Annotated in this window: 19 protein-coding genes; 4 read left to right on the top strand and 15 right to left on the bottom strand. The window is 66.3% G+C overall.

Annotation, left to right across the window (positions count from 1 at the left end):
• Together GZH52_RS15825 and GZH52_RS15830 are read right to left on the bottom strand one after the other, a co-directional pair.
• Positions 1–147 (bottom strand): proton-translocating transhydrogenase family protein (locus GZH52_RS15825; protein ID WP_203525678.1); only part of this gene is annotated, 147 nt, incomplete at its 3' end.
• 13 nt (positions 148–160) lie between these two features.
• The gene (locus tag GZH52_RS15830) at positions 161–1,270 is read right to left on the bottom strand and encodes a Re/Si-specific NAD(P)(+) transhydrogenase subunit alpha (protein WP_163317912.1); all 1,110 of its coding nucleotides are present in this window, start codon (positions 1,268–1,270) and stop codon (positions 161–163) included.
• Between the two features lie 349 nt (positions 1,271–1,619).
• Between GZH52_RS15830 and ugpQ the strand changes: the two genes are divergently transcribed.
• Positions 1,620–2,351 carry a glycerophosphodiester phosphodiesterase gene (ugpQ, locus tag GZH52_RS15835; protein ID WP_163317913.1) on the top strand — a complete coding sequence of 244 codons (732 nt, stop codon included), beginning with the start codon at positions 1,620–1,622 and terminating at the stop codon, positions 2,349–2,351.
• Here ugpQ and GZH52_RS15840 read toward each other — a convergent pair.
• The 13 genes from GZH52_RS15840 to rpmH all read right to left on the bottom strand — a co-directional run bounded on the left by GZH52_RS15840 (position 2,348) and on the right by rpmH (position 15,131).
• A complete protein-coding gene (locus GZH52_RS15840; RefSeq protein WP_163317914.1) occupies positions 2,348–3,091 on the bottom strand; it encodes a substrate-binding periplasmic protein in 744 nt (247 codons plus the stop codon). The genes ugpQ and GZH52_RS15840 overlap by 4 nt on opposite strands.
• A 124-nt stretch (positions 3,092–3,215) precedes the next feature.
• Positions 3,216–4,697, bottom strand: a complete 1,482-nt coding sequence (locus GZH52_RS15845) for a basic amino acid/polyamine antiporter (protein WP_163317915.1) — start codon at positions 4,695–4,697, stop codon at positions 3,216–3,218.
• Positions 4,698–4,769: 72 nt separating this feature from the next.
• A complete protein-coding gene (locus GZH52_RS15850; RefSeq protein WP_203525809.1) occupies positions 4,770–7,133 on the bottom strand; it encodes an Orn/Lys/Arg family decarboxylase in 2,364 nt (787 codons plus the stop codon).
• 241 nt (positions 7,134–7,374) lie between these two features.
• A complete protein-coding gene (locus GZH52_RS15855; protein WP_163317917.1) occupies positions 7,375–8,013 on the bottom strand; it encodes a cation efflux transmembrane domain-containing protein in 639 nt (212 codons plus the stop codon).
• A gap of 80 nt (positions 8,014–8,093) precedes the next feature.
• On the bottom strand, positions 8,094–8,411 hold the full coding sequence (locus GZH52_RS15860) for a YnfA family protein (RefSeq protein WP_163317918.1): 318 nt from the start codon (positions 8,409–8,411) through the stop codon (positions 8,094–8,096).
• Positions 8,408–9,382: a CDF family Co(II)/Ni(II) efflux transporter DmeF gene (dmeF, locus tag GZH52_RS15865; protein ID WP_239058155.1), complete on the bottom strand. Its 975-nt coding sequence runs from the start codon at positions 9,380–9,382 to the stop codon at positions 8,408–8,410. Before dmeF ends, GZH52_RS15860 begins: the two co-directional genes overlap by 4 nt.
• Positions 9,383–9,404: 22 nt before the next feature.
• Positions 9,405–9,683 (bottom strand): metal/formaldehyde-sensitive transcriptional repressor, encoded by a 279-nt coding sequence (locus tag GZH52_RS15870; RefSeq protein WP_163317920.1) that lies wholly within the window; start codon positions 9,681–9,683, stop codon positions 9,405–9,407.
• Between the two features lie 203 nt (positions 9,684–9,886).
• Positions 9,887–11,059: a MerR family transcriptional regulator gene (locus GZH52_RS15875; protein ID WP_163317921.1), complete on the bottom strand. Its 1,173-nt coding sequence runs from the start codon at positions 11,057–11,059 to the stop codon at positions 9,887–9,889.
• A gap of 236 nt (positions 11,060–11,295) precedes the next feature.
• Positions 11,296–12,648, bottom strand: a complete 1,353-nt coding sequence (gene mnmE, locus GZH52_RS15880; RefSeq protein WP_163317922.1) for a tRNA uridine-5-carboxymethylaminomethyl(34) synthesis GTPase MnmE — start codon at positions 12,646–12,648, stop codon at positions 11,296–11,298.
• Between the two features lie 130 nt (positions 12,649–12,778).
• Complete coding sequence (gene yidC, locus GZH52_RS15885) at positions 12,779–14,425, bottom strand: membrane protein insertase YidC (protein ID WP_163317923.1); 1,647 nt, start codon at positions 14,423–14,425, stop codon at positions 12,779–12,781.
• 19 nt (positions 14,426–14,444) lie between these two features.
• Positions 14,445–14,654, bottom strand: a complete 210-nt coding sequence (gene yidD, locus GZH52_RS15890) for a membrane protein insertion efficiency factor YidD (protein ID WP_136554383.1) — start codon at positions 14,652–14,654, stop codon at positions 14,445–14,447.
• Positions 14,630–14,992 (bottom strand): ribonuclease P protein component, encoded by a 363-nt coding sequence (gene rnpA / locus GZH52_RS15895; protein WP_163317924.1) that lies wholly within the window; start codon positions 14,990–14,992, stop codon positions 14,630–14,632. The genes yidD and rnpA overlap by 25 nt, the downstream gene beginning before the upstream one ends.
• Before the next feature lie 4 nt (positions 14,993–14,996).
• Positions 14,997–15,131, bottom strand: a complete 135-nt coding sequence (gene rpmH, locus GZH52_RS15900) for a 50S ribosomal protein L34 (RefSeq protein ID WP_136554387.1) — start codon at positions 15,129–15,131, stop codon at positions 14,997–14,999.
• Between the two features lie 302 nt (positions 15,132–15,433).
• Here rpmH and dnaA point away from each other — a divergent pair, with 302 nt between their 5' ends.
• From dnaA to gyrB, 3 genes are all read left to right on the top strand, one after another.
• The gene (gene dnaA / locus GZH52_RS15905) at positions 15,434–16,825 is read left to right on the top strand and encodes a chromosomal replication initiator protein DnaA (protein ID WP_163317925.1); all 1,392 of its coding nucleotides are present in this window, start codon (positions 15,434–15,436) and stop codon (positions 16,823–16,825) included.
• A gap of 39 nt (positions 16,826–16,864) precedes the next feature.
• A complete protein-coding gene (gene dnaN, locus GZH52_RS15910; RefSeq protein WP_163317926.1) occupies positions 16,865–17,974 on the top strand; it encodes a DNA polymerase III subunit beta in 1,110 nt (369 codons plus the stop codon).
• Between the two features lie 88 nt (positions 17,975–18,062).
• A complete protein-coding gene (gene gyrB / locus GZH52_RS15915) occupies positions 18,063–20,453 on the top strand; it encodes a DNA topoisomerase (ATP-hydrolyzing) subunit B (RefSeq protein ID WP_163317927.1) in 2,391 nt (796 codons plus the stop codon).
• Positions 20,454–20,623: the final 170 nt, after the last annotated feature.

The following is a 20,623-nucleotide window of genomic DNA, read 5'->3' on the forward strand; positions in this document are numbered from 1 at the left end:
GGCGCCGACGATGATGATGCCGGAGATGGCGTTGGTCACGGCCATCAGCGGGGTGTGCAGCGCCGGGGTGACGTTCCACACCACGTGGTAACCGACGAACACCGCCAGCACGAAGATGGTGAAACTGCTGATAAACGGGTCAACCATTTGTCTTCCTTCCTTATTTTCCGAAGCGCACTTCGCCCTGGTGGGTCACCAGCGTCGCCGCGATCAGCTCGTCTTCCAGGTCCAGCTTGAAGCCTTCCTTGCTGAGCATCAGCGAGAGGAAAGTCAGCAGGTTCTTCGAGTACAGGGCGGAGGCGTCGGCCGCGACCATGCCCGGCAGGTTGGCAAGGCCCACCACCGTCACGCCGTTGTCGGTCTGCACCACTTCGCCGGCACGGGTCAGCGCGCAGTTGCCGCCGGCTTCGGCTGCGATGTCGATGATCACCGAACCGGGCTTCATCGCGGCGACCACTTCCTCGCCGATCAGGCGCGGCGCGGGACGGCCCGGGATCAGGGCGGTGGTGATGATGATGTCGGCCGCCTTGGCGTGCTTGGCGACCAGCTCGGCCTGGCGGCGCTTGTAGTCGTCGGACATTTCCTTGGCGTACACGCCGTCGTTGGCCGCTTTCTCTTCGTCGGTCATCGGCACTTCGATGAACTTGCCGCCCAACGATTCGACCTGCTCCTTGGTCGACGGACGCACGTCAGTCGCCTCGACCACCGCACCCAGACGCTTGGCGGTGGCAATCGCCTGCAGGCCGGCCACGCCGACGCCCATGATCAGCACGCGCGCCGGCTTCACGGTGCCGGCCGCGGTCATCAGCATCGGCATGAAGCGCGGGTAGTAATGCGTCGCCAGCAGCACCGCCTTGTAGCCGGCGATGTTGTTCTGGCTGGAGAGCACGTCCATCGACTGCGCGCGGGTGGTGCGCGGCAAGAGCTCCATGGCGAACGCCGACACCTTTTTGGCGGCCAGCGCCGGGAAGGTAGTGTTCTGGTACGGCGCGAGCTGGGCCACCAGCACCGCGCCCTCCTTCATTTCGGCGATCGCCGCTTCGTCGGGCGCGCGCACGGCGAGCACGATGTCGCCCTGCGAGAGCGCCGCGGCGCGGCTCGCGGCGATGGTCGCGCCGGCGTCGACATAGGCCGCGTCGGGCACGGCCGAGGCAAGGCCTGCCCCTGTCTCGACGACGACACTGTGGCCGAGGCCGACGTACTTCTTGACCGTCTCCGGCGTCGCCGCGACCCGCGTGTCCGCAAGTTCGCGGACAATGGCAATGATCATGGTCTTCCTTTCAGGATGGTATTGAACGATAGAGCTAAAAACTGGCACACCCGTCCGGCACCGATTAGAACGAGCGTTTGAAATTCATTTATTCCACGATTGTTAGATCTGCGCAATTGTTTTATACAAAAGCGACATCGCGCGTGGCAAAGTTGCGTCGCCCGACGCAAGGGGCAGGAGATTAAGCAATCTCCGGCAGCCACGCTGTGATCAGGATCAGATACCCTGCGCATCCGGCGCAAGCACCATGCATCGTCAAACATGGTGCGTTGCACAAAAAACACAGTGTAGCCGTCCCCCGTGCCGCTGCGCATCGGGGTAACACCCTAAGCAGACAGGAGACTTCCGCTTGCCACCCTCACCCTGGCCCTACCCCAGCTTGTTCGCGCACCGGCTGGGCGGCGCGCTGGCGCCGGAAAACACGCTCGCCGGCCTGCGCCTGGCCGCCCGGCTCGGTGTACGCGCGGTCGAGTGCGACGTCAAGCTGTCGGCCGACGGCGTGCCCTTCCTGCTGCACGACGACACGCTAGAACGCACCACCGACGGCCACGGCCCTGCGGCCACGCAGCCCTGGGCCGCGCTGCAGGCGCTGGACGCCGGATGCCGCCATCACCGCGCGTTCGCCGGCGAACCGCTGCCGACGCTCGCCGCTCTGGCCGACGCCTGTCTGCAACTGGGCGTCGTCCCCAACCTGGAAATCAAGCCCTGCCCGGGGCGGGATGCGGAAACCGGCCGGCAGGTCGCCCTGGCAGCCGAGCGGCTGTGGCGGCACGCGCCGCTACCGCCGCTGTTGTCGTCGTTCTCGCCAGACGCGCTGCAGGCGGCCGCGCAGGCAGCGCCAACGCTACCGCGCGCGCTGCTGCTGGAGAAGTGGGAGGACAACGCGGCCGCACAGGCGGCCGCGCTTGGGGTGCGCGCGCTGCACCTGCCGTGGCAGGCGCTGACACCGGCGCGCGCGGCGGCGCTCAAGGACGCCGGCTACGCGCTGATGGCGTGGACGGTGAACGACCCGCGCGAGGCGGCTAGGCTTACCGCACTCGGGGTCGACATGGTGTGCAGCGACCGGCCGGAGCTGTTCTAGTCCTCGACGCGGGCGAGCAGGCGGTTCACCGTGCCGTCGCGCACCATGCTGGCCAGCGCGGCTTCCAGCCTGGGCTTGAGCGCATGGTAGGGCGAGCGCTTGGCCAGGCCGACCTTGCGCGGCTCTACCGCGGAGAGCTCGAGCGGCGCACGCACGACGCGCCCGGCGAATTCCGGGCGCGCGCTGACCGCTTCACCGTGCAGTTCGTTGACGATGACCACGTCGACGCGCCCGGCCGAGAGCTTGTTGAAGCTGCCGACGATGTTCGGGCTGAGGTCGCGCTGGATATGCGGGTCGCTGTCGAATTCCGGCGTGTAGCGCGCGCCGTGGGTGACCGCGACGCGCTTGCCGTACAGGTCTTCGTAACGGGTCAGCGGCGTGCGCGTGCCCGTTTTCAGGTAGAGCGCGTTGCGGGTCGGCGCGGCGAACGGCGGCTCGAGGAAGTCGAGGTAGGCCGCGCGGTCGGGCGCGTTCTGGATGCCGATCACCAGGTCGGCGCGTCCCTCGGCGACCTCGGCGAGGCAGCGCGCGATCGGGCACGGCAGGAAGGCCAGCGGCTGCTTCACCCGCCGCGCGAGCTCGCGGACGATCTCGGTATACGGGCCGGCCGGCTCGCCGGCGGCGTTGACCACCTTCCACGGCGGGAAGACGTTGTAGGCCAGCGTCAGCGGGCGGCCTTCGGCCTGCGCACCGGCCGCCAGCAGCAGCATGCCCCACAGCAAGGGTCTGGTTCTGATCATGTTATTGGCGCCTGGGCGACATCGTTTTGACAAGATCATACCTTGCGCGGCGCAGCCAATGCCAACAACAAAAACAGGGCGCCCCTGACGGGAGCGCCCTGCGCCGGTCACCCTCCGGCAACACTTACAGCTTGATCACCCCGGCCGCCCACAGCGCGAGCACCAGCACGTCCAGCGCCAGCAGCACGATCAGGTACAGCTTGTCCCGCCCGGCGAACACCGCGCCGTGCGGGTCATGCTCGCGGCGCGACCATACATACAGCGGAACCCCCACCGTCAGGAACAGCGGGATCATCGCCACATACTGCAGGCCGCCGGCGTACAGGATGAACAGGCCGAAGATGGTGCCGATCACCCCGCTGGCCAGCGCCTGGGTCAGGTTCTTGCTGCTGCCGGCGTATTTCACGAATTCGCCGTCCCGCGCCATCTTGACCAGGAACAGGGTGGCCGCCAGGTAGGATGGCAGCACCATCACCGTGGTGATGCTCAGCATGGTGTTCCACGCGTTATTGGAGAAGTACACCAGCAGCATCGCCGCCTGCATGATGAAACTGCTGACCCACAACGAGACCGACGGCGCGTCGTTCTTGTTGTTGCGGGCAAACGCCTTGGGAAAGGTACCGTTGACACCGGCCGCCCACGGAATTTCCGCACACAACATGGTCCACGCCAGCCAACCGGCCAGCACCGAAACGATCAGGCCGACGTTCATCAGCCATTCGCCCCATTGCCCGACCACCATCTGCAGCACGCCGGCGGTCGACGGGTTGGCGACCTTGGTCAGCACATGCTGCGGGGCAATGCCGAACGGCAGCACCGACAGCAGCACGTACACCACCAGCGCGACGATAAAGCCGATCAGCGTCGCCTTGCCGACGTCGGCCTTGTTCCTGGCGCGGCCGGACAGCACCACCGCCCCTTCGACCCCGATAAAGGCCCATAGTGCGACGATCATCGGCGCCATCACCTGCGAGGTGATCGAACCGAGTTCCAGCGCCTTGTCGGGCGACGAGTGCCCCCAGAAGTTGCTGAACATCAGGTCCGGGCTCAGCATGAAGCCGACGATCAGGATGAACAGCACCAGCGGGACGATCTTGGCGACCGTACCGACGGTGTTGACGATGCCGGACACCCGCACGCCGGAGAGCACCAGGAAGTTGTACGCCCAGATCAGGATCGAACCGAAGATGATCGAGTTCAGGTTATTGCCGCCGGTGAACACGCCGGGGAAGAAATAGTTGAACGCGTCCATCAGGATCACCGCGAAGGCGACGTTGCCGAACGCGGCCATCAGCCAGTAGCCCCACGCCGAGATGAAGCCGATGAAGGGGCCGAACCCTTCGCGGGCGTACATATAAATACCCGCCTGCAGGTCCGGCCGGGTATCGGCCAGGATGCGGAAGGTGTTGGCGATGAAATAGACGCCAACGCCGGCGATGACCCAGGCGACGATCACCGGTCCGATGGCCGAGGACTGCGCCATGTTCTGCGGCAGGCTGTACACGCCGCCGCCGAGCATGGAGCCGACCACCACCGCGATCATCGCGAAGAAGCCGAGCTTGGCCTGCGGCGCGTCACCGCCACCGCTGTTCTGTTTGTCAGACATAGTGCTTGCTCCCGTAAAGACGCCGGCCGCGGCGGAACGCGCTGTCCCGCCTGGCCGGCGGATGGTGGCCGCTTACTGGCGGCCCTTCTTGGCGGCGCCGGCCGCGGTCCGGGTCAGCGCAGCCTCGGCCGACTTGTCGGCCGCCCGCGCCTCTTCCACCAGCGCGCGCACCCAGAAGTTGCCGTCCGCGTCGACGCTGACGCCGTGCACCTCGTGCTCGAAGCCGGGGAAGCGGCGGTCGAAGGCCTGCAGCGCCTGCAGGTAGTCGACGATGGCGTTGCTGCCGGCCGGCACCCGCTCACCCGGCATCAATAGCGGAATCCCCGGCGGGTACGGCACCAGCATGCTGGCGGCGATGCGGCCGGCAAAATCGTCGACCTTGACCGGCTCGGCGCGGTAGCGCACCACCTGCTGGAAGGCGGCGGCCGGCGTCAGCACCGGTTCCGGCGTGACGCTGACCGCGGCGTCCAGCTTGGACAGGAGCGCAAGCTCGCTCATCTGGCCGTGCATCGCGTCGCACAGCGCCTTGAGCGTCATCTGCGCGTACTGCGGATGCGCCTGCGCCAGGTCCGGAATCGCCTCGGCCACGGTCGCCCCCTCGTCGTACAGGCGCTTGAAGTCGAGCAGGCTCTCCAGCAGCGCGCCCCACTTGCCCTTGGTGGTGCCGACCGAGAACAGGATCAGCAGGGTGTAGTCGCCGGTACGCGCAATCTCGGTATGGCGGCTGTCGAGGAACTTGGTCAGCACGTAGCCGGGGATGCCGCGCGCCTCGGTCTGGCCGTCGGCGCGTACGCCGGGGCTGGTGATGGTGACCTTGACCGGGTCGAGCATGCAGTCGGTGCCTTCGATATCCTCGCGCGCGAAACCGTGCCAGGTCGCATCGGCATCCAGCCGCCAGCACTCGGGCGTGCGGCTGAGCAGCGCCATCGGCGCATCCTCGAAGCGGTAGCAAAGCTTGTTCGCCGGGTCGGTCACCTCGCGCGGCTGCAGCACGTCGAAGAACCAGGCCGCGTCACCGTCCCGCTGCTCGAACTTGCGCTTGAGGGTGACCACCGCCTTGCGGAAGGCCACCGCGTCCTCGATCGCCTCCTGCAACAGCGACTCGCCGGACGCGCCCTCCATCATCGACACCGCGACGTCGATCGACGCGATGATCGGGTAGTACGGCGAGGTGGTGCCGTGCATCATGAACGCGTCGTTGAAGTCGTGGAAACTAAGCGGCGCGCGTGCGCCGGGCTTGACGTGGATCATCGACGCCATCGACAGCGCCGGCAGCATCTTGTGCGTCGACTGCACGGCAAACAGCGTCGGGGCGTCTTCCGGCTTGCCCTCGTAGCCCATCGCGAAGCGGTGGCGGTACAGCGGGTGGAACTTGGCGTACGCGTACCACGCCTCGTCGAAGTGGATGCGCGGCACGCTCTGCCCGAGCGCGCCGACCACGTCGTCGACGTTGTAGCAGAAGCCGTCGTAGGTGCAGTTGGTCACCACCGCGTAACTCGGTGCGGCCGCTGCTGCGCCGGCGGCCAGCGGGCTGTCGGCGAGCAGCGCCGCGACCGCGTCCTTGCCCAGGCGCGCGGTCGGGATCGGCCCGATCATGCCCCAGGCGTTACGCGTCGGCTGCAGGTAGACCGGACGCGCCTGCGCCAGCGTCAGGCCGTGGTTCAGCGACTTGTGGCAGTTGCGGTCGACCAGACACAGCTCGTCGGCACCGATCGCGCCCTGCGCGACAATGCGGTTGGACGTGGACGAGCCGCCGACGCTGTAGAACGTCCACTTGGCGCCGAATGCGCGCGCGGCGCGTGCCTCGGACGCTTTCGGCGGCCCGGCGTGCTCGAGGTAGTCGCCCATTTCGCTGGTGGCGACGCCGATATCGGCACGCAGCATGTTCTCGCCGAAAAAGCGCAGGAACTCGGCGCCGACCGGGTGCTTCTTGTACGCCATGCCGCCCATATGTCCCGGGCAGTCCCAGTAGTAGTCGCCGGCCTCGGTGAATTCCTTCAGCGTCCTGAAGTACACCGGCAGCAGTTCGCGGTAGTACTGGCCGATCGCGGTTTCGACCCGCTCGGCGATGAAGTTCGGCGTATCCGAGTAGAGGTGGATATATTCGCGCACCTCCTGCAATACCTCGATCGGCAACAGCGGGAAGATGTCGTTGCTGTCGGAGATCAGGAAGATCGGCAGGGTCGCGTTGCGCGCGCGCACCCGGCTGACCAGTTCCAGCGCGTGGCGCTGCAGCGCGTCGGTATCGGCCGCCGCATCGACAAACAAGCCCAGCGCGCCGTAGTCCTGCGCCTCGTTGAGCAGGATCGCGGCATCGGCGATGGTGTACGCGTCCTCGATCTCGAAACCGCGCTCGGCCAGCGCATCCTCGATGCGGGCGAGCGCATCGGCGGCGGGGTGAGAACGGCCTGCTAGTGCTTCGTTCAGAACCAGCAATATTTTCCTGCGTGCGTGCATAAATCCTCCCGGACAAGCTGTAACGGATGGATGGCCGGCCGTCGGCAGGACGGCCGGTAGATGAAAACCCATGCGGAAGGCGCGGCCGGTAAACGGAAATCCGGCCACGCAAGATAGCCACGTTCTAGCAGCGGAGCCGGCAATTGCAACGACAGGGGGATAACGCGCGACATGAAAAAACCCGGGGCATGCCCCGGGTGGCCTCGGAAAAGGGGGAGGATTACGCGTGGTGAGGGTGCGCCGCGTGGCCGGCGAGTTCACCACGCGCCTGGCGCACCACGCTGACCGCGGCCGACAGGGCGAGACCGGCGATCGCGACGGCGACCGCGAGGTCGGGCCACGCGCTGCCGCTGCCGAACACGCCGAGCGCGGCGACGCCAATCGCGACGTTGACGATCGCGTCGTTGCGGCTGCACAGCCACACCGAGCGCATGTTGGCGTCGCCGTCGCGGTGCGTGTACAGCAACAGCGCGACGCTGACGTTGGCGACCAGCGCCAGCATCGCGATCGCGCCCATGGTGAACGGCTCCGGCGGCACGCCGGCAAGCGCGGCCCACGCGGTCTTGCCCAGCACGAACACGCCGTACGCGCCCATGCTCAGCCCCTTGACCAGCGCCGCGCGCGAGCGCCACAGCATGCCCATAGCCAGCACCGCCAGCGACAGCGCGTAGTTGGCGGCGTCGCCGGCGAAGTCGACCGCGTCGGCCAGCAGCGACACCGACCCCGCACGCAGCCCGCCGAACACCTCGACGCCGAACATCGCCGCGTTGACCACCAGCGCGATCCACAAGGCCCTGCGAAAACGCGGGTCGACCGCCCCCTTCTGCGACGAACAGCCGCCGGAACAGCATGCGGACATGGCTTTCTCCTGTGTGTGTTTTTCCGGATGATGGCCCGATTGAACACCCTGAAGCCGCTACAGGGTCAAGCACGCCGGCGCTAGCGCGGCTGGAACGCGATCAGCCCCATGCCGGCGAGCGCGACGGCGACACCGGCGACGTCCCACAGCGACGGACGCACGCCGTCGACCAGCCACAACCACAGCAGCGCGACCGCGATATACACGCCGCCGTACGCGGCGTACACCCGCCCGGATGCCGCCTCGTGCAGCGTCAGCAACCAGGCGAAGGCCGCCAGGCTGGCCGCGGCGGGCAACAGCAGCCAGGCCGGGCCGCCCTGCCTGAGCCACAGCCACGGCAGGTAGCAGCCGACGATCTCGGCCAGCGCGGTCAGCAGATAGAGCGCGAGCGTCTTCATGCGTCTGCTTCGCCGGCGCCGGCCGCGTGCGGCAGGTGGTGGATCTCGATGGTCGAGTGAACCACTTCTTCGTGCACGGCGAGCCGCCCGCGCACCGCGTCCGGCGTCAGCGCCGGGTCGCGGGTCACCACCGTCAGCGCGCACGAATAGGCTGCCTGGCCGACCCGCCACACGTGCAGGTCGACGATGCGCGTCGTGCCCGCGCCGCTATCCACCTCGACCACCTCGCGGATCTCGTCGACCACCGGGTGGTCCATCTCGCGGTCGAGCAGCACCTTGCCGGTCTCGACGATCAACCCGCGCGCCCACACGCCGACCAGCAGCGCGCCGACGATGCCCATCAGCGGGTCCAGCCACGACCAGCCGTACAGCCAGCCGCCGATCAGCGCGCCGATCGCCAGCACCGAGGTCGCCGCGTCGGCGATCACGTGCACGTACGCCGACTTCAGGTTGAGGTCGTGGTGGTGGTGATCGTGGCCGTGATGATGGTGGTGGTGATCATGCCCGTGCGCATGGCCGTGCCCGTGATGGTGGGCGCGGCCCAGGATCAGCGCGCACACGACGTTCACCGCCAGCCCGAGCACTGCCACCGCGATCGCCTCGCGGTACTGGATGGGTTCGGGCGAGACGATGCGCTCGACCGAGCCGACCACCATCATCGCGGCGACGCCGAGCAGGAAGATCGCGCTGGCAAAGCCGCCGAGGATCTCGATCTTCCAGGTGCCGAAGGCAAAGCGCGGGTCGCGCGCGTAGCGGCGCGCCGCCGCGTACGCCATCGCCGACAGGCCGATCGCCAGCGCGTGCGAGCTCATGTGCCAGCCGTCCGCCAAGAGCGCCATCGAGTTGAACCACCAGCCGGCCGCCACCTCGACCAGCATGGTCGCCGCCGTGATCCACATCACAGCGCGCGTACCGCGCTCGGCGGCCGCGTTGCCGCTGTCAAACACATGGTCGTGTATCCAGCGGGACATCTGTTCTGGCTGCATCAGGCGCTCACTTGATATAGCTGCGCAACACGGCGACCAGCTCGTCGGCGCCCTGCTGGCGCTCGGCGTCGCTGGCGATCGCCGGGTCCGCGATATGGGAACGGATATGGCCCTCCAGCACTTCGGCCATCAGGCCGCCGACCGCGCCGCGGATCGCCGCGATCTGGTGCAGCACTTCGGCGCAGCCCTGGTCGGCGTCCAGCGCGCGCTCCAGCGCCTCGACCTGGCCGCGGATGCGACGCACCCGCGCCAGCAGCCTGGCTTTTTCCTGCACGGTATGGCTCATGGCACCCCCTCAAAAAGGATAGGGGGGTATGGTATATCCGGCAGGCAAGAAATGCCATACGCAAGAGACTGGTGCACGGCGGGCAGGCAAGCAAAACCCCCGGCGGGCGGGGGTGCAGGAGGCCTCCGGCAATCACCGGCAAGCGGTCTGAACGATACATCAGCCGGAATATGACGGTACGACCCCGGCCAGCCCCGGGTCACTCAGGCTGGCTTGCGCAGCACGAACATCTGGTAGGCAAACTCGCCAAGGTGCTTGCGGTAGATTTCAAGCTCTGTTGTCAGGTCTTGCAGCGCCGCAGAATCTTTCAGCGGCCCGCGTAACTGCTCCACACGCGCCCGCAGCGGGGCAGCATACGCCTGCCACGATTCGTCGCTCAGGACGAAGCTGTCCAGCAAGTCGTAGCCGGCCGCCTTAGCTTGTTGCTGGCGGGTGCCTGCGTCGCGCATGTCCGGGTATTCGCCTTGCCAGAAAGCAAGCGCGTCGGCGCTGGGCGTTGCCGTGCACCAGACGAGGTCGCTGAACACCAGCACCCCACCGGGCCGCAAGAAGCGCTGCCATTGGGCCAGTGCCTTCTCCACGCCCATCACGTAAGCGCTCCCTTCGCACCAGATCAGGTCGAAACTGCCGGCGGCAAACGGCATCTCCGTCATGCTGGTGCAGACGGTTTCCACCCGGCTGGCGACGCCCGCCTCGGCGGCACGCTCCGTCACGCGGACAAGCGCGGAGGCCTCGTTGTCCAGCGCGGTGATCTGCGCCGAGGTATGCGTGGCCAGCACAGTGGTCGCAATGCCCCTGCCACAGCCGATCTCCAGGATGCGCTGCGGCTTGAACGGGACGGCTGCCAGCGCCCTCAGCGTGTCCTGCTCGGACCCCGGCCCCCAGCGATCGAGCGCGGCAAACACCTGCATGAAGTCGGCCATGTATTGTTCGTGTTCGTTCATGTCTTTCGATAACCATTTGAGCCTCAACGCGTCCTTCTCGCTGAAGCCTTGTTTCATCAACCACGCCAGGTGGGCGTCGGGCGCGACCTGGTCGACCGCCGCGTGCCACGCCTGCAACGCCCCCTCGCCCAGCAGCGCGGCCAGCAACTGGCGCGACTGCTGCTTGCGGGCGATCTCTTCGTCGAGCCGCCGCAACCGGCGCTCAAGCAGTGCCCGGTCGATCCGGGCGTCCAGGCAGGCGATGCACTCCTTGAGGGTCAGCCCCCCTGCCTGCAACTTCAGGATCAGCTGCAGCCGCTGTACGTCCTGCTCGCCGTAGCTGCGGTAACCGTTGCCTTGCCGCTGGCCGCGGATCAGACCGAGCTTCTCGTAGTACAGCAAGGTGGAGCGCGACAGCCCGACCCGCCCGGCCAGCGCCGAAATGTGCAACATGCAAGCTCCTTCACGATTGCGGCACGAATGACCCTCACCTGCCGGCATCCGCACCGCCTTCTTAACGCTGCACTGTAGGGTGTAAAGCCGTAGACAGGTCAAGTGCGGGCAAGACGATGGCCGGCACACGGCCGCGCAGCCCGAACGAGGCGCCAGGTGACGGAAAAAACAAAACCCCCGGCTGGCGGGGGCGATGGGCAGGGCATCCGGCAGCGCGCAGGCGGCCAGGCAGCGGCTTACTTGCCAATACAGAAACGGCTGAAGATCACGCCCAGGAGGTCGTCCGCCGTGAATTCGCCGGTGATCTCGGACAGCGCGTTCTGCGCGAGGCGCAGCTCTTCGGCGAAGATCTCCACCTGCTGCCACTCGGCGGCGGCGGTATCCAGATGGGCGCCGGCGCGGCGGATCGCGTCGAGGTGACGCTCGCGGGCGAGGAACACGCCCTCGGCGTCGCCCTGGAAGCCGATCAGCGCCAACAGCCGCGCCTTGAGCAGGTCGACGCCGGCGTGCGTCGCCGCCGACAGATGAACCACCTCGTGGCCGTCCTCTTCGCCAAGGCGCGGCGCCTCGCCGGCAAGGTCGATCTTGTTGAACACGAAGATGCGCGGCAGCCGCTCCGGCAGCCGCGCGAGGATGGCCTCGACGTTGGCGGTGATGCCCTCGCGGCCGTCGACCAGCACCAGCGCGACGTCGGCGCGCTCGACCGCCTGCCAGGTGCGCTCGATGCCGATCTTCTCGACCACGTCGTCGGTGTCGCGCAGGCCGGCGGTGTCGATCACGTGCACCGGCACCTCGTCGATCAGGATCTCCTCGCGCACGGTGTCGCGGGTGGTGCCGGCGATATCGGTGACGATGGCCACCTCGTCGCCGGCCAGCGCGTTCATCAGGCTGGATTTGCCGACGTTGGGCTCGCCGACCAGCACCACGTGCATGCCCTCGCGCAGGATCGCGCCCTGCCGTGCGGTCGCCTGCACGCGGGAGAGCCGCTGGCGGATCGCGGAAAGCTTGCCGGTGGCGTCGGCCGCCTTGAGGAAGTCGATGTCCTCCTCGGGGAAGTCGAGCGTCGCCTCGACCAGCATGCGCAGGGTGATCAGCTCGTCGACCAGCTGGTGAATCTCGCCGGAGAACGCGCCCTTCAGCGACTTGAGCGCGCCGCGCGCGGCGGTCTCGGAGGCGGCGTCGATCAAATCGACCACGCTCTCGGCCTGCGCGAGGTCCATCTTGTCGTTGAGGAAGGCGCGGCGGGTGAACTCGCCCGGCTCGGCGTGGCGCGCGCCCAGCTCGATGCAGCGCGCGAGCAGCATCCGGAGCACCACCGGGCCGCCGTGGCCCTGCAGCTCGATCACGTCCTCGCCGGTGAAGCTTCTCGGGCCGGGGAAGAACAGCATGAGCCCGTTGTCGAGCGCGCTGCCGTCGGCGGCGACGAAGTCGGTGTAGAGCGCGTAGCGCGGCTTCGGCGTCTTGCCGCCGCTGATCGCCTGCGCGAACGGCAACAGGTCGCGCCCGGAGACGCGGATCACGCCGACGCCGCCGCGGCCTGGGGCGGTCGCGATGGCGGCGATGGTCGAAGGTGCGTAGCTGAGGTTCATGTCGGTTTCCGTAGTGGGGGCCGTGCGGGACGGCTGCTTGCCGGGGTGCGCTGATGGACAACGCACCCGGGCAAAAAGCCAAAAAGCCCGGCCTCGAGGCCGGGCTTTTGCCAGGGTGCCTGCAGCCAGTTTACGACTGCAGTGCCGCCTTGCGGGCGTTTTCGATCTGGCGGTTGATGTAGTACTGCTGGGCCATCGACAGCACGTTGTTGACCACCCAGTACAGCACCAGGCCTGCCGGGAAGAAGAAGAACATCACCGAGAACGCGACCGGCATGATCTTCATCATCTTCGCCTGTACCGGGTCGGTCGGCGGCGGGTTCAGGAAGGTCTGGATGAACATGGTGATCGCCATGATCGCCGGCAGCACGTAGTACGGGTCCGGCTTGGCCAGGTCGTGGATCCACAGGATCCACGGCGCCTGGCGCAGTTCGACCGAAGCGAGCAGCGCCCAATAGAGGCCGATGAACACCGGGATCTGGATCAGGATGGGCAGGCAGCCGCCCAGCGGGTTGATCTTCTCCTGCTTGTACATCTCCATGACCGCCTGCTGGAACTTCATGCGGTCGTCGCCGTACTGCGCCTTCATGGTTTCCAGACGCGGCGCCAGCGCCTTCATCTTGGCCATCGAGCGGTACGAGGCGGCGGTCAGCGGGTAGAACACGGCCTTGACCAGGATGGTCAACAGCACGATCGCCCAGCCCCAGTTACCCACCAGCGTGTGCAGCTTGGTCAGCAGCCAGAACAGCGGCGAGGCGAAGATGTACACCCAGCCGTAGTCCTTCACGTAGTTCATGCCGTCGGCGAGCTTGGTGATGGTCGCGTACTCTTCCGGGCCGGCGTACAGCGGCACCGAGATCGACTCGGAAGCGCCGTTGGCCAGCACCGGCAGGTTGACCAGCACGCCGGCGGAATACAGGCCGTTCGGCAGCTTCTTGATGTCGTACGTGCAGTCCTCGGCCTTCGCGCAGATCGCCTTGCCTTCCAGCGGCTTGGTGATCCAGCCGGAGAAGAAGTAGTGCTGCACCATCGCCACCCAGCCGTCCGGGCTGTTCTTCACGTAGCTGGCCTTGTTCTTGTCGAGGTCTTCGAACGACACCTTCTGGAACTTGCCTTCCGAGGTGTACAGCGCCGGGCCGGTGAAGGTGTGCGCGAAGTAGCTCTCACCCTCGGGCGACTGGTTGTCGCGCAGCAGGCGGTAGTAAGCCGACAGCGGCAGCGGCTTGCCGCTGGCGTTGCTCACGTCGTAGCGCACATCGATCAGGTAGGAGCCCTTGCTGAAGGTGTACACCTTGCTCACCTTGACGCCGTTCACTTCCGGCGCGGTCAGCTTGACCTCGACCTTGTCGCCGGAGAGCGTGTAGTCGGTCTTCTCGGCGGTGAACAGGGTCTTGTGGGTCGGCAGCTGCGGGTCGGCGGCGGACAACAGGCCGGTCTGCGCGACGTACACGCGGCCGCCCTTGTCGGTCAGCAGCTCGAAGTCCTTGGTGGAATCGGTGGTCTGGCCGTGCTGGGTCAGGTCGAGCGCGCGCAGGTCGCCGCCCATGGTGTCGATCTCGGCGCGCAGCACGTCGGTGTTGACGATGATGCGCTGGCCCTTGTCGAGGCGGGACGACTCGGCCGGCTGCGGCGCGGCAGGCGTTTCGTCACCGGCGGCACGGGGAGCGGTCGCAACGGCCGCCGGCTTGGCCGGTGGCGGAGGCGCGAAGAATTCCTGCCAGCCGAGCAAGATTGCCAGCGACAGGACGATAAATACGATCAGTCTCTTGGAGTCCATCTCTCTTTTACCGGAAAGTTCAGGGAACCGGGTCGTAGCCGCTGCCACCGAACGGGTGACAACGCGCGATGCGCCTTGCCGCCAGCCAACCCCCCTTGCAAGCCCCGTGCTTCTGTACCGCTTCGATCGCGTAACACGAACAGGTCGGCAGGTAGCGGCAGCGCGGGGCGAGCCACGGGCTGATGGCGACCTGGTAGAAGCGGATCAGGAGGACGAGGAGGCGCGACATCGCGTGAGTTTAGCAAAGAGTGCGGCCAAAGCCGTGATTGCCTCGCCACGATTTTCACGCACGAAGGGCTGCCGGGCCCGGACAACGTAGTCGTTGCCACCGAGTCCGTGCTGATGCAGGCGGAACCACTCGCGCACCGAACGCTTGATGTAATTGCGGCGGTTGGCCCGCTTGGCGACCTTCTTGCCGACCACCAGACCGAGCCTCGCATGGCTCAGCCCGTTGGGGCGGATATGGACCTGGAAGAAGGCATTGCCGCGGGACTGGCGCAAACTAAAAACGGATGAAAAATCATCCGTTTTCAAAAGCCGGTGCGCACGGCGAAAGTGGTAGGCCAAGGCCTTATACGGACAGGCGCTTGCGGCCCTTGGCACGGCGGGCGGCCAGAACGGCGCGACCACCACGGGTCTTGGAGCGGACGAGGAAGCCGTGGGTACGCTTGCGGCGGGTCGTGGAAGGCTGGTAAGTGCGTTTCATGATGCTATTCCTGTTTCGAAACGGAAATAAACGCGGGATTACATCGATAAACCCCCTTGTTGTCAAGCACTTATTTTTGACAGCCCTGTGGATAACTTGTGCGGAAACCGTTAGAATGGGTGGGCTTGGCGCCTTCTTCGCCGCGGTCGCACCGCTGACCCCGCGCGGCGCCGCCGATCCCCGGCCCCGTCGCGCCGGGCGTCGCGTACCCGAATACCTGAGCCGGCCCCGCGGGGCCGGCATGTCTTTCGCAACCTGGACTGTCCACAGGCCCGTCCGGGTTTGGCAAGCAAGATTGAGTAATGAACGAACTGGATCAACTGTGGCCGGCGTGCCTTGAGCGCCTTGCCGCCGAACTGTCTTCGCAGCAGTTCAACACCTGGATCAAACCGCTCGCCGCCGAGCTCGGCGACGAGGGCCTGGTGTTGCTCGCGCCCAACCGGTTCATCCTGCAGTTCATCAAGGACCGCTTCCTCGACCGCATCCAAGGCTTGGTCAACGAGCTGGCCGGCGAGATCCCGGTCGAGTTGCGCGTCGGCGCCGGCATGAAGCCGGTCACCCCGCCGTCGGTCAGCGCCGCCTCGCCGCGCCCGGCGCCGGCCCAGGCGGCCGCACCGACGGTCGCCGAGCAGGCCAAGCAGGCTGCGGTGAAGGCGATCGGCAACCACGAGAGCACCCGCCTGAATCCGGCGTTCACCTTCGAGAGTCTGGTCACCGGCAAGGGCAACCAGCTCGCGCGCGCGGCGGCCTTGCAGATCGCCGAGAACCCGGGCGACCCGGCGTACAACCCGCTGTTCGTGTACGGCGGCGTCGGCCTCGGCAAGACCCACCTGATCCAGGCCATCGGCAACCACGTGTTCCAGAAGAACCCGCAGGCGCGGGTGCGCTACATCCACGCCGAGCGCTACGTCGCCGACATCATGCGCGCGTACCAGCACAAGGCGTTCGACGAGTTCAAGCGTTACTACCACTCGCTCGACCTCTTGCTGATCGACGACATCCAGTTCTTCGCCGGCAAGAACCGCACGCAGGAAGAGTTCTTCTACGCGTTCAACGCGCTGATCGAAGGCGGCAAGCAGGTGATCATGACCTGCGACACCTACCCCAAGCAGATCGAGGGGATGGAAGAGCGGCTGATCTCGCGCTTCTCGTGGGGGCTGACCGTCGAGATCCAGCCGCCGGAGCTGGAGATGCGCGTGGCGATCCTGATGAAGAAGGCCGAGGTCGACAACATCAAGCTCGACAACAACGTCGCCTTCTTCATCGCGCAGAACGTACGCTCCAACGTGCGCGAGCTGGAAGGCGCGCTCAAGCGCGTGGTCGCCTACGCCCGCTTCACCAACCAGCCGATCACCCTCGAGCTGGTGAAGGAAGCGCTGAAGGACATCCTGGCCGCCGGCAACCGCCAGGTCACCGTCGACGTGATCCAGAAGACCGTCGCCGAGTACTACAAGATCAAGCTGTCCGACATGCACAGCAAGAAGCGTTCGCGCGACATCGCGCGGCCGCGGCAGGTGGCGATGGCGCTGGCCAAGGAACTGACCCAGCTCTCGCTGCCGAACATCGGCGACGCCTTCGGCGGCCGCGACCACACGACGGTGCTGCACGCGTGCAAGACCATCGCCGAGTTGCGGAACAACGACGCGGACATCGCCCACGATTACGAAGCGCTGCTCGCGATGCTGCGCAACTGACCAACCTAACCACCTGTTTCTGAATCGGGAGCCCACCGCATGCTGATCCTGCAAGCCGAACGCGACGCCCTGTTGAAGCCCCTGCTGGCCGTGACCGGCATCGTCGAGCGACGCCACACGCTGCCCATCCTGTCCAACGTGCTGATCGAGAAGAAGGGCGGCGTGGTGAGCTTCCTCGCCACCGACCTGGAAATCCAGATCACCACCGCGAGCCCCGATGAGCTACCGGGCGAAGACTTCCGGCTGACCACCTCGGCCAAGAAGCTGCAGGACATCCTGCGCGCGATCCCCGACAAGGCGGTGGTCACCCTCGAATCGCTGGACGGCGGCCGCCTGGTGCTGAAGGCCGGCAAGAGCCGCTTCAACCTGCAGACGCTGCCGGCGGACGACTTCCCGCTGGTGAGCGCGGCAAGCCAGCCACAGGCAGTGTTCAGCCTGCCGCAGCGCGACCTCAAGCGCCTGCTCTCGCAGGTGCAGTTCGCGATGGCGGTGCAGGACATCCGTTACTACCTGAACGGCCTGTTGCTGCAGACCGAGGGCAACCAGGTGCGCCTGGTGTCCACCGACGGCCACCGCCTGGCCTTCGCCGCCGCCGAGCACGACGGCGATTTGCCGCGCAGCGAGTTGATCCTGCCGCGCAAGACCGTGCTCGAGCTCTACAAGCTGCTGCAGGACAGCGACGAGCCGATCAGCATCGAGTTGTTGTCCAACCAGGTGCGCTTCAGCTTCGGCGCCACCGTGATCATCAGCAAGGTGGTCGACGGCAAGTTCCCCGACTACAACCGCGTGATCCCGCTGGACAACGACAAGCTGTTCCTGATCGAGAGGCTGACCTTCCTGCACGCGCTACAGCGCGCCGCCATCCTCGCCAACGAGAAGTTCCGCGGCGTGCGCCTGGTGCTGAAGAACGGCGCGATGTCCATCCTGTGTACCAACAGCGAGCAGGAAGAGGCCGAGGAAGAGTTGGAGATCGCCTTCCAGGGCGACTCGCTGGAGATCGGCTTCAACATCAACTACCTGTTGGACGTGCTGACCAACCTGCCGGCGGACACGCTGCAGCTGGCGTTCGGCGACGCCGCGCGCTCGGCGCTGTTCACCATCCCGGGCAACAGCAACTTCAAGTACATCGTGATGCCGATGCGCATCTGACGGGCGCGGCACACGCCCAGCGGCGGGGCGCCACGGCGCCCCGGCAAGGATCCCTGATCCCGAATTTTGAGAATCGAGTAGCAGACAGATGAGTGAACAGGAATACGGCGCGGACAGCATCAAGGTCCTCAAGGGACTGGACGCGGTGCGCAAGCGCCCCGGCATGTATATCGGCGACACGCAGGACGGCACCGGCCTGCACCACATGGTGTTCGAGGTGCTCGACAACGCCATTGACGAGGCGCTGGCCGGCCACGCCGACACCATCCGCGTCACCATCCACCCGGACAACTCGATCTCGGTGGAAGACAACGGCCGCGGCATCCCGACCGACATCCACCCGGAAGAAGGGCGCTCGGCGGCCGAGGTCATCATGACCATCCTGCATGCAGGCGGCAAGTTCGACAACAACAGCTACAAGATCTCCGGTGGCCTGCACGGCGTCGGCGTGTCGGTGGTCAACGCGCTGTCCGACTGGCTGCGCCTGAAGATCTGGCGCGACGGCAAGGTGCACGAGATGGAGTTCCGCCACGGCGACGCGGTGGAACCGCTGACCGTCACCGGGCACACCACCCACCGCGGCACCCAGGTGCACTTCATGGCGTCGACCGAGATCTTCGGCCTGGTCGAATTCCACTTCGACATCCTCGCCAAGCGCATCCGCGAACTGTCCTTCCTCAACCAGGGCGTCGCCATCACCCTGATCGACAAGCGCAACGGCAAGGAAGAGAACTTCGCGTTCTCCGGCGGCGTGGCGGGCTTTGTCGAGTACATGAACCGCAACAAGTCGGTGCTGCACCCCAAGGTGTTCTACGCGCTGGGCGAGAAGGACGGCATGAGCGTCGAAGTCGCCATGCAGTGGAACGACTCGTACCAGGAATCGGTACAGTGCTTCACCAACAACATCCCGCAGCGCGACGGCGGCACCCACCTGACCGCGCTGCGCCAGGTGATGACCCGCACGCTCAACCACTACATCGAAGAGAGCGAGACGGCCAAGAAGGCCAAGGTCGACACCACCGGCGACGACATGCGCGAAGGCCTGACCTGCGTGCTGTCGGTCAAGCTGCCCGACCCCAAGTTCTCCAGCCAGACCAAGGACAAGCTGGTCTCCAGCGAAATCGGCCCGGTGATCAACGAGGTGATCAGCGAGTCGCTGAAGAACTACCTGCTGGAAAACCCGAACGACGCCAAGACCATCTGCGGCAAGATCGTCGAAGCCGCCCGCGCGCGTGAAGCCGCGCGCAAGGCGCGCGAGATCACCCGCCGCAAGGGCGTGATGGACGGCCTGGGCCTGCCCGGCAAGCTGGCCGACTGCCAGGAAAAAGACCCGGCGATGTCCGAACTCTACCTGGTGGAGGGTGACTCCGCCGGCGGCTCGGCCAAGCAGGGCCGCGACCGCAAGTTCCAGGCCATCCTGCCGCTGAAGGGCAAGATCCTCAACGTCGAGCGCGCGCGCTTCGACAAGATGCTGGCGAGCCAGGAAGTGGCGACGCTGATCACGGCTTTGGGCTGCGGCATCGGCAAGGACGAGTACAACCCGGACAAGCTGCGCTACCACCGCGTGATCATCATGACCGACGCGGACGTCGACGGCGCGCACATCCGCACCCTGCTGTTGACCTTCTTCTACCGGCAGACGCCGGAGCTGGTCGAGCGCGGCCACATCTACATCGCGCAGCCGCCGCTCTTCAAGGCCAAGCACGGCAAGCAGGAACGCTACCTGAAGGACGAGAACGAACTCGACCAGTACCTGCTGCAACTGGCGCTGGACAAGGCCGAGCTGACCCCGCGCGCCGACGCCGCGCCCTTGGAAGCCGAAGAACTCGGCCGCATCGCCCGCCAGTTCCTGCGCGCGCGCACCGTGATCGAACGCGAAAGCCGCGTGATCGACCACCTGGTGCTGGAAGCCATGCTCACCACCGGCCCGCTGTCGCTGGAAACCGAGCACGAAGCGCTGGCCGCGCTCGACGCGCTGCGCGCGCGGGTGCCGGCCGACGAGATCGGCCTCGAGCTGCTGCCCGACGAGAAGAACGACGGGTATCTCCTGAAGGTGATCCGCAAGCTGCACGGCAACGTGATGGTGACCGTGCTCGACCAGAGCTTCCTCGACTCGGCCGACTACGCCGAGCTGCAGAAGACCGCGGCCATGCTCGACGGCCTGCTGGGCGACGGCGCCAGCGTGCGCCGCGGCGAGACCGTCAAGCCTGTGGACAACTTCGGCGCCGCGCTGGACTGGCTGCTCGCCGAGGCGCGCAAGGGCATGGGCATCCAGCGCTACAAGGGGCTGGGCGAGATGAACCCGGAACAGTTGTGGGAAACCACCATGGACCCGAGCGTGCGCCGCCTGCTCAAGGTGCGCATCGAAGACGCGATGGCCGCCGACGACGTGTTCACCACGCTGATGGGCGACCAGGTCGAACCACGCCGCGCCTTCATCGAAAGCAACGCGCTGATCGCGCGCAATATCGACATCTAAGGTTGTAGGATCCCACGAATATCTAGATATTTCCCACTTTTCTAGATTTTTGGAATTTCACATGCAGCCCACGCAGTGAGAAGGATGGCCTCCAAGTTTGGAGGCCATTTTTTATTACACTCTTTACAAAAAGTTGCTTGTCCGCCTAAACGGTCATTGGGTCAGTCAGC

Source organism: Crenobacter caeni, from assembly GCF_010435965.1.
GTDB classification, from domain to species: Bacteria; Pseudomonadota; Gammaproteobacteria; order Burkholderiales; family Chromobacteriaceae; genus Craterilacuibacter; species Craterilacuibacter caeni.